Source organism: Ruegeria sp. CI1 (assembly GCF_056536925.1).
In genome coordinates, this window is the sequence record NZ_JBQFQP010000022.1 from 31,033 (window position 1) to 46,993 (window position 15,961).

17 protein-coding genes are annotated in these 15,961 nt (G+C 54.1%); 10 read left to right on the forward strand and 7 right to left on the reverse strand.

Features of this window, described 5'->3' with window-relative positions:
* Window positions 1-6 precede the first annotated feature (6 nt).
* The 7 genes from oah to ACR0LZ_RS20180 are packed head-to-tail and all read left to right on the forward strand — an operon-like array spanning window position 7 to window position 6,821.
* On the forward strand, window positions 7-1,128 hold the full coding sequence (gene oah, locus ACR0LZ_RS20150; protein WP_480751968.1) for a 6-oxocyclohex-1-ene-1-carbonyl-CoA hydratase: 1,122 nt from the start codon (window positions 7-9) through the stop codon (window positions 1,126-1,128).
* The gene (locus tag ACR0LZ_RS20155) at window positions 1,125-1,913 is read left to right on the forward strand and encodes a cyclohexa-1,5-dienecarbonyl-CoA hydratase (protein ID WP_480751970.1); all 789 of its coding nucleotides are present in this window, start codon (window positions 1,125-1,127) and stop codon (window positions 1,911-1,913) included. Before oah ends, ACR0LZ_RS20155 begins: the two co-directional genes overlap by 4 nt.
* The gene (gene bcrC, locus ACR0LZ_RS20160) at window positions 1,910-3,085 is read left to right on the forward strand and encodes a benzoyl-CoA reductase subunit C (RefSeq protein ID WP_480751971.1); all 1,176 of its coding nucleotides are present in this window, start codon (window positions 1,910-1,912) and stop codon (window positions 3,083-3,085) included. The genes ACR0LZ_RS20155 and bcrC overlap by 4 nt, the downstream gene beginning before the upstream one ends.
* Window positions 3,082-4,389, forward strand: a complete 1,308-nt coding sequence (gene bcrB / locus ACR0LZ_RS20165) for a benzoyl-CoA reductase subunit B (protein WP_480751972.1) — start codon at window positions 3,082-3,084, stop codon at window positions 4,387-4,389. The genes bcrC and bcrB overlap by 4 nt, the downstream gene beginning before the upstream one ends.
* The gene (gene bcrA / locus ACR0LZ_RS20170; protein WP_480751974.1) at window positions 4,386-5,711 is read left to right on the forward strand and encodes a benzoyl-CoA reductase subunit A; all 1,326 of its coding nucleotides are present in this window, start codon (window positions 4,386-4,388) and stop codon (window positions 5,709-5,711) included. Before bcrB ends, bcrA begins: the two co-directional genes overlap by 4 nt.
* On the forward strand, window positions 5,708-6,553 hold the full coding sequence (bcrD, locus tag ACR0LZ_RS20175) for a benzoyl-CoA reductase subunit D (RefSeq protein ID WP_480751975.1): 846 nt from the start codon (window positions 5,708-5,710) through the stop codon (window positions 6,551-6,553). Before bcrA ends, bcrD begins: the two co-directional genes overlap by 4 nt.
* A 25-nt stretch (window positions 6,554-6,578) precedes the next feature.
* On the forward strand, window positions 6,579-6,821 hold the full coding sequence (locus ACR0LZ_RS20180) for a YfhL family 4Fe-4S dicluster ferredoxin (protein WP_480751976.1): 243 nt from the start codon (window positions 6,579-6,581) through the stop codon (window positions 6,819-6,821).
* A gap of 93 nt (window positions 6,822-6,914) precedes the next feature.
* Here the strand turns inward: ACR0LZ_RS20180 and ACR0LZ_RS20185 are convergent, their stop codons facing one another.
* The 6 genes from ACR0LZ_RS20185 to ACR0LZ_RS20210 form a co-directional block, all read right to left on the reverse strand.
* Window positions 6,915-7,922: an N-acetyltransferase family protein gene (locus ACR0LZ_RS20185; protein ID WP_480751978.1), complete on the reverse strand. Its 1,008-nt coding sequence runs from the start codon at window positions 7,920-7,922 to the stop codon at window positions 6,915-6,917.
* Window positions 7,919-8,485, reverse strand: a complete 567-nt coding sequence (locus tag ACR0LZ_RS20190; protein WP_480751979.1) for a hemerythrin domain-containing protein — start codon at window positions 8,483-8,485, stop codon at window positions 7,919-7,921. The genes ACR0LZ_RS20185 and ACR0LZ_RS20190 overlap by 4 nt, the downstream gene beginning before the upstream one ends.
* 33 nt (window positions 8,486-8,518) lie before the next feature.
* The gene (locus tag ACR0LZ_RS20195; protein WP_480751981.1) at window positions 8,519-9,796 is read right to left on the reverse strand and encodes a hypothetical protein; all 1,278 of its coding nucleotides are present in this window, start codon (window positions 9,794-9,796) and stop codon (window positions 8,519-8,521) included.
* A gap of 250 nt (window positions 9,797-10,046) precedes the next feature.
* Window positions 10,047-11,015: an FAD binding domain-containing protein gene (locus tag ACR0LZ_RS20200; protein ID WP_480751983.1), complete on the reverse strand. Its 969-nt coding sequence runs from the start codon at window positions 11,013-11,015 to the stop codon at window positions 10,047-10,049.
* Complete coding sequence (hcrA, locus tag ACR0LZ_RS20205) at window positions 11,012-13,327, reverse strand: 4-hydroxybenzoyl-CoA reductase subunit alpha (RefSeq protein WP_480751984.1); 2,316 nt, start codon at window positions 13,325-13,327, stop codon at window positions 11,012-11,014. The genes ACR0LZ_RS20200 and hcrA overlap by 4 nt, the downstream gene beginning before the upstream one ends.
* Window positions 13,324-13,794 carry a (2Fe-2S)-binding protein gene (locus ACR0LZ_RS20210; protein WP_480751986.1) on the reverse strand — a complete coding sequence of 157 codons (471 nt, stop codon included), beginning with the start codon at window positions 13,792-13,794 and terminating at the stop codon, window positions 13,324-13,326. The genes hcrA and ACR0LZ_RS20210 overlap by 4 nt, the downstream gene beginning before the upstream one ends.
* Between ACR0LZ_RS20210 and ACR0LZ_RS20215 the strand changes: the two genes are divergently transcribed.
* From ACR0LZ_RS20215 to ACR0LZ_RS20225, 3 genes are read left to right on the forward strand one after another with little or no spacing between them, the layout of a single operon-like run.
* Window positions 13,793-13,990 carry a hypothetical protein gene (locus tag ACR0LZ_RS20215; protein WP_480751987.1) on the forward strand — a complete coding sequence of 66 codons (198 nt, stop codon included), beginning with the start codon at window positions 13,793-13,795 and terminating at the stop codon, window positions 13,988-13,990. The genes ACR0LZ_RS20210 and ACR0LZ_RS20215 overlap by 2 nt on opposite strands.
* Before the next feature lie 43 nt (window positions 13,991-14,033).
* The gene (locus tag ACR0LZ_RS20220) at window positions 14,034-14,534 is read left to right on the forward strand and encodes a GNAT family N-acetyltransferase (protein WP_480751988.1); all 501 of its coding nucleotides are present in this window, start codon (window positions 14,034-14,036) and stop codon (window positions 14,532-14,534) included.
* Between the two features lie 33 nt (window positions 14,535-14,567).
* A complete protein-coding gene (locus ACR0LZ_RS20225; protein WP_480751989.1) occupies window positions 14,568-15,011 on the forward strand; it encodes an Rrf2 family transcriptional regulator in 444 nt (147 codons plus the stop codon).
* Between the two features lie 64 nt (window positions 15,012-15,075).
* Here the strand turns inward: ACR0LZ_RS20225 and ACR0LZ_RS20230 are convergent, their stop codons facing one another.
* Window positions 15,076-15,960 carry a thiamine pyrophosphate-dependent enzyme gene (locus ACR0LZ_RS20230; protein WP_480751990.1) on the reverse strand — a complete coding sequence of 295 codons (885 nt, stop codon included), beginning with the start codon at window positions 15,958-15,960 and terminating at the stop codon, window positions 15,076-15,078.
* Window position 15,961: the final 1 nt, after the last annotated feature.

Genomic DNA, 15,961 nt, shown 5'->3' on the forward strand with positions numbered 1-15,961 from the left:
TTAGTCATGAACTATGCCACGTTTGATTTTGTTTCGCACGATTTGGTTTCGGACGTCACGCGCGAGGGAATAACCGACAAAGTGATCTTTGAGAAGCGTCCTGCCAAACTGCCGGACGGCACGGTCGCTGACGGCCTCTACAACGCATGGATCATTCTGAACAACCCGGCCCAGTACAACTCGTACACGACCGATATGGTCAAGTCTGTGATCCTTGCGTTCCGGGCAGCATCCAACATGCGCGACGTGAATGCGGTCGTTTTCACCGCGGCGGGCGACAAGGCGTTCTGCACCGGAGGAAACACTAAGGAATATGCCGAATACTATGCCGGGCGGCCTGAAGAGTATCGGCAATACATGCGTTTGTTCAACGACATGGTGTCAGCCATTCTCGGCTGCGACAAGCCAGTAGTATGTCGCGTGAACGGGATGCGTATCGGCGGCGGGCAAGAAATTGGCATGGCATGTGATTTCTCGGTTGCCTCCGACCTTGCACGGTTCGGGCAGGCCGGGCCGAAACACGGTAGCGCCGCGATTGGTGGTTCGACTGACTTTCTGCCTCTGATGATCGGTTGCGAGATGGCGATGAATTCGGGCGTACTGTGCGAAAGCTTCTCTGCGCATGAGGCAATGAGGCTGGGAATCCTCTCCGATATTGCCCCGGCTTTGAGGGTTGATGGCAAGTTCGTGCCAAACCCCTTGGTGGAAACCAGGATGGTGACTGACGAATGGGGTCGTATTATGCATGGCAAGCCCAAAACAGGTGAAGCGCTGGCTGAAGGCAAGGCGTTGATGAGCAAAGGCGAGGTGGATCTGGGCGAGTTGGATAGAAAGGTTGACGAGCTTTGCGGGAAATTGCTGCTGACCTTCCCAGGCTGTACCACCAAGTCCGTCGAAGAGCTTCGCAAACCCAAGCTCAACGCCTGGAATATGAACAAGGAAAACGCGCGCGCTTGGCTTGGTCTGAACATGATGTCCGAAGCCAACTTAGGTTTTCGCGCATTCAATGAAGGCAATCGTGAAGTCGGGCGAGAAGTGGATTTCGTTCAACTGCGCAGAGAACTGGCCGATGGCGCCAAATTCACGCCCGACTATATCGACAGCATGATACCGGGGGTGCGCAAATGAGCGCTGTTGTTGCAGAAAACAGCGCGGTTGTCGGTGAGATGTTCGCCTTGGACGGTTCTCTTCTTCGGGTCCGTTTGAACCGCCCCAAGGCCAATATTGTCGATGCAAAAATGATCGCGGCACTGGATAGAGCCTTGGCGGCTCAACAGGACAATCGTGACTTGGTTGCTGTGCTTGTCGAGGCCGAAGGCCCACATTTCAGCTTCGGTGCGTCCGTGGAAGAGCACCTTCCCGAAAGCTGTGCACAAATGTTGAGATCATTGCACGCGCTGGTTCGGCGTATGCTGGAGTACCCGGTGCCGATCCTCGTTGCAGTTCGGGGGCAGTGCCTGGGGGGCGGGCTGGAGGTGGCGATGGCAGGGCATACGATCTTTGCCGCGCCGGACGCCACTCTCGGTCAACCTGAGATGATGCTTGGTGTGTTTGCCCCGGCAGCCTCTTGCCTGTTGCCGAGGCGCATTGGTCAGGCCAAGGCCGAAGATCTGCTGTATTCGGGTCGTTCGTTGAGTGGTGCGGCAGCTGGAGAAATGGGTTTGGTCGATGTGGTTACCCATGATCCTGAGGCAGCGGTGGTCGCCTATGTGAAAACGCATCTAACACCCAAGAGCACCAGCAGTCTACGCATGGCTGTCCGGGCCGCCCGTGCTGGATTTTGCCGCGATGTTCTTTCTCGGTTGGATGAGGTCGAAGCGCTTTACCTGGATGAATTGATGTCAACGCGTGATGCCGTCGAAGGGCTCGAAGCCTTTCTGGCAAAACGCACAGCAAGGTGGGAAAACAGATGACGGAAACAACCGTATCCGAAATCGTTGCGCGCTGTCAGGCGCTCTACGACGACCTGAATTTCACGGTCGCCCGCGAATGGAAGAATGCGGAACCGGGCCGCAAGGTTATCGGCTACATGCCTATCTATGTCCCGCGTGAGTTGATTCATGCCGCCGGCATGCTGCCTCTTGGTATCATGGGGGGTGGTGACAATCTGGAAGTCATTCACGGTGATGCCTACTATCAGAGCTATATCTGCCGCATCCCACGCTCGACGATTGAGCTTGGTGTATCGGGGCGGCTGGATTTTGTTGATGGCATGTTGTTCCCATCGATCTGCGATGTGATCCGCAATCTCTCAGGCATGTGGAAGACGCTGTTTCCGCATGTCTATTCCAAATACTTCGACGTACCTCAGACCTATCAGGACGCGGTCGGAGGCGTGTTCTATACCAACGAGATGCGAGAGTTTTTGCATGATCTGGAAGACATGGCTGGCCGAAAGATCACTGATGATGACATTCGCTACTCGATAGAAGTTTACAATGAAAACAGACGGGCCATCGACGATCTTTATGCTTTGCGGGCTTCGCAGCCGTGGAAAGCCCCGGCATTTGAGGCCTATCTTGTGATCCGTGCAGGCTTGACCCTGCCGGTTGAAGAACACACACGATTGGTACTCGATTATATTGCCGCTGCCGATAAGGAAGAACGACCGCTCAAGGACAACAGCCGGGTAATCCTGACCGGTATGTTCTGTGAACAGCCGCCACTGAACCTCATCAAGTCCCTTGAAATGTCGGGCTGCTACATAGTGGACGACGATTTTGTGCTGGTCAGTCGCTGGCTGACAGGGGATGTCCCGACCAAGGGTGATCCGGTTCACAACCTGTCGCAGGCTTTCTTGCACCGCTCCATATCGACTGCTGCAAAATACGAGCCAAACCAGGCCGAGAAAGGACAATTCCTTGTTCGCGCAGTGCACAAGACGGGTGCGGAGGGCGTGATTTTTGCGTCCACGAGCTTCTGCGATCCGGCGCTGCTTGACCGGCCAATTCTTCAAAACGTGCTGAAAAACGCCGGTATCCCCTACATCGCTTTCAAGTATGCAGAGAATTCCGGCCAGATGCAGCCCATCCGCGAGCAGGCCGGAACATTTGTGGATTCAATCAAATTGTGGAGCGCAGCATGAAACCTCCCGTTGCCCAGACCCCGTCCCAGGACGTTCTCAAGGACGCCTCGATGATCAAGCAGAAGGAGATGATGGCCAAGCACTACGACAGGCTTACTAACGCTCCGCAAACCGGTGAAAAGGTTGCGTCGACATTCGTGCCGGGCAATTTGAACGAGCTGCTCATGTGCTTTGACTTGGTTAACAATCTGCCGGAGGTCAATGCGATCCAAAGTGGACTGCGCAAGCAAAGTGGCAGCTATATCATGGAGGCTGAACGGGCAGGGCATTCCGAGGATGTTTGTACCTATGTAAAGTCTGATATCGGCATGATGATGAAGGGAAATATCGGTCCAAACGGAAAGCAATTGCCAAACCCGGACGTCTTGCTGTTGTCCTACACCGGGTGTTTCACCTTCCTGAAATGGTTCGAACTGCTTCGCGAACAGTACAAGTGCCCGACCATATTCCTGCAAACCCCCTACATGGCGGACGGCAAGATTACGAAGAACATGATCGAATATATGGTCAAGCAGTTCAAAGAGGATGTGATACCAACTCTGGAACAGGTTTCAGGCGTCAGGTTCGACATCGACCGGCTGAGAGAGTATTTAGGGAAATCGGCCAAAACCGAAGACGATCTTGTGCATGTTCTGCAAAGCGCAAAGAACAAGCCCTCGCCAATCGATGCCTATTTCGGCGGTATCTACTACATTGGCCCGATCTTCGGCGCGTTTCGTGGCACCGACGATGCCATCGAGTATTACCGCTTTCTGCGTCAGGAAGTAGATGCCCGTGTCGCGGCAGGCAAAGGGCCGGTAACACCGGATGGCGACATGGGAGAGGAAAAGTACCGCCTCGTTGTCGAAGGCCCACCCAATTACACTTCATTCCGACAATTTTGGAAAATGTTTTACGAAGAAGGTGCAACTGTTGTGGCATCGTCTTACACCAAGGTCGGTGGCACATATGATTTCGGTTTCCGCCACGATCCCAGCAACCCACTGGAGTCCCTCGCTGAATACTGCCTGGGCGTCTATACGAACCGCAGTCTGCCGATGCGCATCGACATGTTGGTGAACTATATCAACGAATACGAAGCAGACGGGTTGCTGATCAACTCGATCAAAAGCTGCAACAGCTTTTCGGCAGGTCAATTACTGATCATGCGTGAGGTCGAAAAGCGCACCGGGAAGCCGGCCGCCTTTATCGAAACTGACCTCGTCGACCCACGGTACTTCTCGGCTGCCAATGTGAAGAACCGCCTCGAAAGCTACTTCCAGATGGTTGAACAAAAACGCACCGGGAAAGGAGTGGCGGCATGAAAACCTTCGTGGGAATCGACCTGGGCTCCACCACAACCAAGGCGGTGCTGTTGGACGACCAAGAGCGCGTTTTGGGGCGTGGTATTACCAACTCTCGATCAAATTACGAAACGGCCTGCAAGGTAGCTACCGAAGAAGCCAAGATCGACGCGCGTTTTACTCTGTTCCGGCAGGAGTTCGGCGGGGCCGACAAGCTCGACGATGAGGTCGAGAGTTTCCTTTCGGCGCTGGAGCGTTCGTTCCGGCTCGAGCAGTTCCTTGAGCAGCTCGGGGATCTGGAAGAAACATGCACGCGTCTGGTACGGGGAGAGCGTTTCGAAAAAACTGGCACAGAGGTGAAAGCGGCCTTGGCCGAGGTCTTCAAGCGCCTTCGCACGGAAGCACCGGCCATGTATGCACCGGATGCAGAACGCAAATCGGATTTCTTTCGCGACATTGCCGGTTCCCGTTATCTGGCCGTTGCCGAAGAGGTCGGGCGCGACGCGGGTATCCCTTATGATGTTCTGCTCAATATCTACGACAAATCAATTATTGCGGTGGAAAACCGCCCGCCTTCGGGAAACCTGAACCAGAAGTTCAAGAGCGCATTGGCGAGAGTAGCTAAGCAAGAGACAGGACTTTCAAGCGAGCTTGGCCAAAAGGCAGAGCACGCGCTGGGAATTCAATTGGAGGAAATTTATCTGGTAGGTACAGGCTACGGTCGCGTGACCTTGCCGTTTTCCAAGGAACACATCCGTTCCGAGATCCTTTGCCATGGGCTGGGCGCGCACATGATGTACCCCAAAACCCGTACTGTTCTGGATATTGGCGGGCAAGACACCAAGGGCATTCAAGTTGATGAAAGAGGGATTGTCGAAAACTTCCAGATGAACGATCGCTGTGCGGCGGGGTGTGGCCGGTACCTTGGATACATCGCGGACGAGATGAACATGGGACTGCACGAACTTGGCCCGTTGGCGATGAAATCCGGCAAGCCTGCCCGGATCAATTCAACCTGCACCGTTTTCGCCGGTGCGGAACTCCGTGACCGCTTGGCGCTGGGTGAGAAACGCGAGGATATTCTTGCCGGTCTTCACCGCGCCATCATCTTGCGTGCGGTCTCGATTTTGTCTCGATCGGGCGGCGTGTCCGATCAGATGACCTTCACTGGTGGCGTGGCCAAAAACGAGGCCGCCGTGCGCGAGCTGAAAAAGCTGATAGCGGAAAACTACGGTGACGTGACAATCAACATCAACCCGGACTCTATTTACACTGGTGCGCTTGGCGCCGCCGAATTTGCCAGGCGCGCTGCCGAGGGCCGCACGGAAGGGGTGGAAGCATGACACTGACTGCTGGAATTGACGTAGGAACGGGAGCCGTAAAGGCGGCAATCTTTCGGGTGGAAGATGGTAGGGAAGAATGGTTGTCGCGCTGCACGCTCAGGATCCGCCAGCGGGATCCCATTCAGCTTTCCCGCGAGGCATTTGTCCAAACACTCGAAGACGCAGGAGTTTTGGAAACCGATCTCGATTACATTGCAACTACTGGAGAGGGAGAGACAATTCCCTATCATACTGGTCACTTTTATTCCATGACCTCACATGCCCGCGGCGCACGGTTTCTGAACCCGAAGTCCATCGCGATCCTCGATTGTGGCGCTCTGCATGGTCGGGCCATGATTACCGACGCGGCGGGTAAGGTCACGAACTACAAGATGACAAGCCAATGCGCGTCAGGGTCCGGGCAGTTTCTGGAGAATATCGCCCGCTACCTTGGGATTGCCCAAGACGAGATCGGTAATCTGTCGATGCAGGCGGACGATCCCGAAGAAGTATCTTCGATCTGCGCAGTGCTGGCGGAAACCGATGTGATTAACATGGTGTCGCGTGGCATTACTGCGCCAAACATACTCAAGGGAATTCACCTGTCGATGGCCAGCCGTTTGGCGCGGTTGCTGAAGTCTATTGGTGTCAAGAGCGATTTGATCATGATGACTGGTGGTCTTGCGCAGGATGAAGGGCTTTGTCAGGCGATGCGCGAGCAGCTTGCAAAAATGAAGGGCGTCGACGCCGAGGTGGTGAACCATCCTGACTCGATCTATGCCGGCGCCATTGGAGCAGCGCTTTGGGGGGCTTTCCGGTATGAAAAGCTCTTAAATAGTGGCCAGATGCTTAGGGCATCCTGAGACTCAAACAGGAGGAGAATTACACATGGCACTGATGATTGTTGACCCTTGCACTGCCTGCGATGCTTGCGAGCCGGTTTGCCCCAACGAAGCAATTTCGGCTGCGGAACCCTATTACACCATCGATCCGATGAAATGCACCGAATGCGTCGGCGAAGAGGATGAACCGCAATGCAAACTGGTCTGCCCGGAGGATTGCATTGTGCAAAACCCGGATTGGGAAGAATCTCGCGAGGAATTGCAGGCCAAGTACGAAGCTCTGCATTAGTCCGATTTTGGCAGATCAATATACGACACAGTACCGGAACGCGATTGCGTTCCGGTTTTGGTTCCACAGAACTGATATCCGTTCTGCGGACCGCTAAAGAGGTTTAGTGAGGGAGATCCGTTGCGAAGGTCTGAAACCGACGGAGCTGAAAAATCCGATGAGTGCAGACTCGTTCCAGCCAACTTCGGTGCGAACCGTTTCTACCTGCAATGCTTTGAGGTTAGCTATTAGTTTGGCCATCAGAAACTGTCCGATACCCTGCCTTCGAAATCCTCCGTCAACACCGATCGTGTCCATTACAGCCTCGGCACTGGTGCGACCGAATTCGCCATAATCCACGCGCGCCATGATGAAACCGACCAGAAATCCATCTTGTTCCGCCACCAACGACACTCTGATACCGCTGTGATTGAGGTTTTCGTCTTGCTTTCGGGAGAAGTACTCGCTCCGTGAATAGCCGGTGCTTTCTGCGTCAATGGAAATGATCTTGGGCAAATCGGATGCCGTCATGCTGCGAACCGGAACTAAGTCGCGGGACAATGCATTTTCGGAATCACCGTCGGGTGAACTGTAGTCGAGTTCCAACGGGTTTTCCGCCGGATCATCTGCCAATTTGTGCGGCATTTCCCTTGCGATGCGTGTCAAAACCAAACTCGGGGCCATTTTGAAACCGGAATGCGCAAAGAAGCTGAGCAAGGGCCATTGGTTCCAGTCCACTTGGCTGCTCAACTCGGTTACGCCTTTGCGACGAAGAATCCTTTCGACTTCGCCCAACAGTTTGTGTCCGACCCCCTGAAGTCCATGATCTCCGTCCACACCAATAGCATCCAACGAGGCACTCACGTCGCTTTTTCCGAATTCACCTTTGCCGAGTTTGGCAAAAGCAAATCCCGCAAGCTTGTTGCCAGCAAACACGCCAACAAAGGCATAGTCCCCTGGCTTTTCGGTTGCGGCCAGAAGCCGCTTTTCGAAATATCCGCGCCGCGGCGACCCTGATGCGGCCATGTCAATTGCAATGACCTTTTCCAGATCACCGGGAGAAAGGGGGCGCACACTAGGTTGCGCTGTTGCGCCTTGTATTTGCATGTATGCGCTCCTCATCGTTTCGCGGCATATGCGGTGGACAATTCCATGTCTGTTTCTTGATCCAGTAGGTCTTCCAATGCCGGCACCAATGCCATTTCTTCCTTTTGGATATGTGCGTACATGCGCTCTACCAACTCGGCCGCTAGGTTCCGGAATTTAGTCCAGGTTTCGTGGTCAAATCCGTTTTTCAATGCATCGCGAGCTTGTTCCGCAACAAATGTGCCCAATGGCGCAAGCACGCGGTGTTCTTCTCGCAGATGCTTGCCGATACCAACGTCTCCCATTTCTTCGAGGCGGGTGAACAGTTCGGATTCTTCAAACTCGAAATGTTGGTTCACCTCCTCTTCCAAGGCGCCCGTGGTTTGAGCCAAGGTATTTCGGACCATGGGATTGCCTGTGTCAGGAACCATTTTCCCCGCCTTGGCAATCAATCGATCCAGTGCTTCGATTACGGCGATTGTTGCCTGATGGTCCTCATGCAAGAGTTGTGCAGTGCGCCGTGAAAAGGTCATTTGGTTGTGCCTGTGGGCTGGGGATAAATTATATAATTTCGTACCAAAATACCGAATAAAATTCAACACGATTTTCCTAGGCTTCTGGAGAACCTTAATTCACTCAGGGTACTTTAATTGCCAAAGGTTTAGCGCCACATTGATGGTGAACAAAGCAAATGACGCTGCTCCGATTGTTCCGATGATTGCCCCTGTTTGAATCATCCACACCACGTCCAAAAGAATGCCAGAAGAACAGGACAACAGCGCCGCGATAATGCATGCGGCGTGAATTTTTAGGGGCTGATTTGCAGTCAGGTCTGAAAGCAGAGGCGGCATGCCGGATTTTCCGGCGATATGCATTGAGGCAAGAAATGGCATGATGCGTTGAAGCACACCGGTTAGAAAAGTCAGTAGCCACCCGACAAGAATGAAGAAGCCGGCCAGAGCAGGGGCGTTAGGGATATCGATCTCTGTGAAAGCAGCTTCGGACAGTAGTAGTCCCGCGACCAGAAAAAGCCAGGATGTGCGCATCAGTACAAAGGGCAATCCCAGTCTTTTCCGCATCCCGGTTCTGAGTGCCGTTCGCATCAGCCAGAGATAAATGCCGACGGCGGTGAAGGCCGGAGCAAAGGCCGTCAATGTCAGCACGGGGACGTTCAACATAAACGCAATAGAAAACCCCGAAAGGGCGAAAGCCGCAAGCGAGACCTGGGTCCAGCAGATTGGCATTGGCAAACTACGGGACATGACAAACATGGGGATCAGCACAAGACTGAAGCCCAGCACGAGAAGTCCCATGAAGCCAAAGCTCGCAAGTGCCATGTGAACAATTGCCACTTTGAAATGATCTTCAAGAAAACCTGCGTCATAATCCCAAATTAACAGAAGTCCAAGAACGACAACGATCGCCAGAGAAATCAGCGCCAACCAGCCATGCGCGGAAACAACAGGAACACCATGCGCGCGACTTAAGTTGTCAGTAGTCACAATGGCAAAGACAGAAAGACCAGCACATACAAGAATTGAACCAATTTTCATTGTAGCCTGATCGGCTGATGCCATTCCATACGTCAATAGGACAATACCTGGAAAGATCAGCCAAAAACTCAGGCGTGGCGGCCAGTCGCATGTCAACGGTTTGCGTGTTACGACAGGCAAAAGCTGATAGCAGGCGCCAATCGCGGTCATTGTGAGCACACCCAGAGTGACCAGATGAATCGCTGCCAGAGTCATGCCCAGGCCGCCTTGAAATCCCGGAACCTCACCCGAAGCAAAGAACAGAGTGGCCCAGGCCAGTACCTGGAAACCTGCGGCCGCAATAAAGAAGCGAAATGGTATCGAAGCCGGTAGCAATCGGTCGCGAGCGCCACCAAGAAATCCAGCCGACATGGTCATGGTCTGGCCCTCAAGACCAGTTTGACACCTGATGAGTTTCGCATTGCATATTCATAGAGCCACCCGCGCTCCTGAAGTTCAGGCAAAAGGAATATGGGGTCTCGGTCGAAATAGGCCGTAATTGGCCCTGTTTGTCCGGGTTGCGAGATGTGCCAAATAATAGTGATCATCGGATCAGGTGGAAGCAAGCCGCGAGTATCGACGTGCAAACCGTCCGCCGCCTTCCAATTCGTTCCTGGAGCTTCGCTGCTCATATCAGTCTTCGGGCAAGCCGAACCGCCAAAGCTGAGACCGACAAACGGCGAAAATGGGGTGCAATGGTTGTAGTACGTTGTGGTGAGACAGCCTTCTGCACGGCTTTTCCCAGTCCGACCCAAAAAGCTTCCGAAGACGGTTCATCCAGTAGTTCACCCGGCATTTCGATCAAAAGAGGTTTGGAATTGGTACCTGTAACGGCGACGGTGAATCTGGCTGCGCCATCTGCTGTTTTTTCACAGGCGACGGCCACACCCGCCAAGGGGAAGTCGATGGACCCGCGCACCCTGACTTTTTCATAATCGGATACCGCTTGCGAATACGGCAGATGCACGGCGACTAGGATATCGCCAGACTCAAGCTTGATATGGGCGGCGCCGTCCTCATGATAGAAGTCGGTTAACGAGATTTTCCTCAGGCCTGCTGGTCCTGCGATTTCGATCATGGCTCCATGAACCATCAAAGCTGGTGCCATATCGCCGCTATATGCAGCCCGACACCGGTCGCCCTGCGGAGCGACATGGCAAATATCGCCTCTATATTTCAGGCAAAACCCATTGGACTTACGCCACCAGTGGCTCTGATTGTAATAGACGCAACGGGTATCCAGGCATAGGTTTCCACCTAGTGTCGCAACTTGTCGGTGCGACGGGCTCGCGATTGAGCGAGCCGCCTTGGCTACAGCGAAGAAATCTCCAGTGATTGCCGGCAAATCCTCAATCTGGGAAAGAGTAACTGCGGCACCGATGCGCAAACCCGCGTCGGTTTCCTCTATCTCTTTCAAAACATTGATGCGGTTTAAGCTAATCACTGTTTCGGCGTCCGCGAGGCCCTTGCGGAGTTTCACTATCAAATCTGTTCCTCCCGCGTAGAGCAGGGCGCCAGGCATCGAACTCAAGGCAGCGATCGCCTCGCCTATTGAGGTCGGTTCGACAAGGTGGAAACCTGGAAGAACTTCAGTCATTCCGCTGCCTCCTTTCGGCGGCTGGCACGCCGGTACTTTACTAGTGCGTCAAGCAATCGATCGGGCGTGACAGGCAAAAAGTTTACATCCAATCCAATTGCATCTGCCACCGCATTCACCAGCGCTGGCGGAAATCCCGACAACGCACCTTCGCCCGCTTCCTTGGCACCAAACGGCCCCAGCGGATCGATGCTTTCGACAATATGAACGTCTATCGGAGGAGATTCTGAAATTGTCGGGAAACGGTAGTCTGTCAAATTGGCATGGGCGGGTAGACCATCAATATAGTGTGTTTCCTCGCATAGGCCCTGACCCATGCCCATCCAGACAGAGCCTTCGATCTGCCCCTCAACGGCCAGAGGATTGATGGCGTACCCGCAGTCAAGGGCAGCCCAGACTTTTTCAACGTTGATCTGGCAAGTGTCTTCGTCCACGCGGACTTCAACCACCTGCGCCGCATACGAAAAACCCATGGTAGACCCAACCGCTCCACCCCTGTGCTTGCCTCCTTGAGCTTCGATTGGCGTCGAGAAAGTGCCTTTGACGGTAATAGTCCCTTCCTTGGCAAGCGCGGCAATGGCGACGTCGTGAAAGGAGAGTTCCGATTGCGAGCTGCCTTGGACGAAAAAGGTTTCGGCTTCACACTCGACATCCTCCGGTGTCGTGTCCAACAACTCGGCGGCGGCATTGATCAGTCTCTCACGCAGTGTTCGGGCGGCCTGAATGGCGGCATTGCCGACCATGAAGGTCACCCGGCTGGAATATGACCCATTGTCTTTGGGTGTGATGACACTGTCGTTGGCGACCACACGGATCCGGCCAAGGTCAATGCTCAGGACCTCTGCAGCGGCCAACGCGACGATCGTAGTCGAACCCTGGCCGATATCGGAAGCGCCAGTAAGAACCGTTACACTGCCGTCAAAATCGAGTTTCATCGAAACAACGGCGTGAGGTTCACCTGTCCAGTGCACGGGCTTAGCTGCGCCCGAGACATAGTGCGAGCACGCCATCCCAAGGCCACGGCCGCTCCCCAATTTCCCCTTGCGGTTTGACCAGCCGCTGGCCGTTTCGACCTTGTCTAGGCATTCCCCCAAGCCGTAGGAGTTGACCATCAACCCGTTGCTAGTGAACAGAGGAGCCTGCAACAGATTGGCCCGGCGCACGACAAAGGGATCAAGACCAAGTTCGCGACCCATCCGGTCAATCATCGCTTCGAAAGAATGGCGAACGTCGACAGTTCCATGTCCACGCATCGCGCCACAAGGCGGTTGATTGGTATAGACGCGATAACCATCATACTTGACGTTTTGGATGTCATAGATCCCATGAAGCAGTGCGCCTGCATAAAGGATCGTTACGACGCCATAACCAGCATAAGCCCCGCCGTTCATCACGGTTTCGCAGTCGACCGCCGTAATCCTTCCTGTATGAGTCATGCCAATCTTGAGCTTGACTTGCGTGTTGGGACGTCCCCGGTGAGTCAGGAAGCATTCCTCGCGGCTTAGCTGCATCATCACCTTGCCTCCGACTTTTCGGGCCAAAAGCGCGACGATAATCTCGAAGTTCAGCGTCTCCGTGCGTGCACCAAACCCGCCGCCGACAAAGGGCTTGACGACTCGTATGCGCGAACTGTCCATTTCCAGGCATCGCGCCAACATCAGGTGGACGTAGAATGGAACCTGCGTAACTGAATGCAGTGTCAATCTTTCGCGCTCAACATCAAATTCTGCCAACGCTGCATGGGGTTCCATCTGGGCGTGGTTGACTTCGGCGCAGGAAAACGTCTCTTCACGAACGATATCAGCCTCATCGAAACCCGCGTTCAGGTCACCGAAAACGTGGTGTACTTCTCGTTCAAGGTTGCCTGGTTTTCCTTCGTGCAGTTGCGGTGCATCCGGCGCTCGGGATTCACTTGGTGTATAACATGGGACAAGCGGCTCGATCTCGACGTCGATCAATTCGAGCGCGCGGGCGGCCGTCGCGGCATCCCGGGCGGCGACGGCTGCGATCGGTTCGCCGCGATATCGGACATGGTCACGTGCCATCGGGTATTCGTTCATTGCTATCGGGATGACGCCAAATGTCTTGTCGCAGTCCTGTCCGGTGACGATTGCGCAAACGCCATCGAGTGCCAAAGCACGAGAAACGTCTATCGAAATGATGCGACCGTGGCTCACCGGAGCGCGAAGGATACGGCCTACCAAAACGTCGCGAGCATCAAGGTCAGAAGTATAGTTCGCGCGGCCGGTTACCTTTTCAATTCCGTCCACCAGCGGAACGGGCTGACCTACCACCTTTGACTTTGTATTCATCGACTCGCCTCCGAAGCCGCTATTTTCACAGACTTGATGATTTTCACATAGCCGGTGCAGCGGCAAAGGTTGCCCCCCAATGCTGTCTTGATTTCCGCATCATCCGGGTCGGGGTTATTGCGCAGCAGCCCCTCGGCGGCCATGATCATTCCGGGTGTGCAGAAACCGCACTGTGAACCAAGGTTTTCATGAAAGGCTCGCTGGAGGGCCGACAGCCTGCCATTCCGGGCCTGACCTTCGATAGTTTCGATCTCAGAGTCCTCGCAACTGGCCGTCAATGTCAGGCAAGCCAGTCGTGGACGCCCGTCCAGCAGAACCGTGCACGCACCACACTCCCCACCATCGCACCCCTTTTTTGTTCCCGTGAGCGCTTGCTGTTCGCGCAGGAAATCAATCAAAAGAAGGTTGTCGGAGATGACATGCTCGACTGTCCGGCCATTTACGTTCAGGCTAACGATTCGCTTCATGGCTGTGACCCTTTTTGAGTCCCTGATGGATAAAGATATAATTTGGTACCATTATACTTTAAAAGACTTTGCAGTACACAAAATTCTCAAAAACAGATTGAAACAGGAAAAACCGGTAGTGCCAGTCCGGATGCCAGCTGCACTCGTGGTTGCCAACCTGACCGACATTACCCTAAAATCCGCATTCTGGTACTGATACCAAACTACTCGACGCGAAGGTTTATGAAACAGGAGCTGCCATGACTGATGCGCTGGAAACGCGTTTGCAAGAAGAAGGGTTGCGTATCCGCAAGGCGACATCGGACCAGCTTCCGCATGCCATCGAATTGGATGCACGGATCACCGGACAACCAAAACCTGAGTATTGGCAGGACATTTTCGAACGTTACGGTTCGCGGCATGTCGATGAGCGATTCTTTTTGATCGCCGAGCCCACGCAACAAAACTCCCAGCGGCAAATTCTTGGCCTGATTGTCGGCGAAGTACGGGGTTGGGAGTTCGGGTCAGAGCCATGCGGTTGGGTTTTTGCAGTATCGGTTGATCCGGATCACCGACAGCAAGGCATCGGAGAAGCCTTATTTCAGGCATTGTGTAAGGAATTCAGGAAGATCGGCATTACTACAGTGCGAACGATGGTTCGGCGTCAGGATCCGCTGCACATGTCATTCTTTCGCAGCGAGGGTATGATGGCTGGTCCTTACATCCAAATGGAGTTGAGTCTTGCCAGCGAGACTTCCTGAGTAAAACTTAGCATAACCCCAAGAGGTGTAGTCGTGCAGCAATCAAGTCGTTTGGCAATCTATGCTTTGATCGAACTGGCATCAAATCCGGGCCGCCAGCTTTCAGCCGCTGAAATCGGAGAGAAGTATCGCGTGTCCGCCCACCACCTGGCCAAAGTCTTGATGACACTTGGCCGCGCTGGACTTGTTCAGGCAACCCGCGGTGTCGGCGGTGGATACAGTTTCACGGGCAATGCCAAGCGGCTTAACCTGCTGGAGGTCATCAGCCTATTCGAAGACACGTCGATGGGATGCAAACTCGCCGACCCTTCCCAGGCGACCAACGAAGAATGGGCTCTGTTCGACATCTCGAAGGAAATCCGGGAAATTTCCCTGTCGACCTACGCCTCGATCACAATCGCTACCATGTTGAAACAGATAGAGCGCCGAAAAAAAGCCGCGGCTGCGATGAGTCATGCTGAAGCTATCCAATCATAACCACTGTTCGGATGTACTAACCACGACATCGATCCATTGAAATCAAGTCCAAATGGATGATACTTCAAGCCGTTGGTTTCCCCTCTGCCCGCGCCAGTAGCCGCGTCCAAGCGTCATCAACTTCTGACTGAAGCGTGGCTCTGTCCTGATCATCCAACTGACGATACCGTTTCTGTTCGGCAAGATACGCGTTGATTCTAAGTGGTCTTTCCGGGACGGCCAATGAATAGTCGACTCCATTCCTGACCTCGAGCAAGGGAAACACGCAGGCCTCAACTGCCAGCCTCGCGGTCTTGATCGCGGCGTTTTCCGCTACGCCCCAGCCAGGCAGGCATGGTATCAGGACAATGATTACCTTGGTGCCCCGGATCGACTTGGCCGTCGCAACTTTCGCCGCCATATCACCAAGATGGGAGGGGCTGGCGGTGGCAATATATGGTATCCGGTGGGCGGCAAGAATTTCGATAAGGTTCTTTTTGTGGCTAGCCTTGCCTAGCGGGGTGCTGCCAGTCGTTGCCAGATGCGGGGTTGAGGAACTCTTTTGGCCGCCCGTATTCATGTAGCCTTCGTTATCAAAGCAGATATACAGAATATCTTCGTTGCGTTCTGCAGCGGATGATAGTGCCTGCAGCCCGATGTCATAAGTTCCACCATCCCCGGCAAGGCAGAGGACCGTCGTATTGTCCCGGCCTTGTGCCTTGAGGGCGCGTTTAACGCCGCTGGCAGAGGCCGCGGCGGATTCCAGTGTTCCATGGAGAACCGGAATTTTTGAAGCGCTCATCGGGTGACCACCAAGGATGACGGCCGTACAGGATGGTGCGACAACTCCCACGGCATCTTCGCCAACTTCATTGAGGATGACCCGCATCGACAACGCTTCGGCGCAACCGGCACAAGCAACATGCCCTGAACAAAACTGCCCCTCGTCACGGTAGTTGATTTTTTCCATA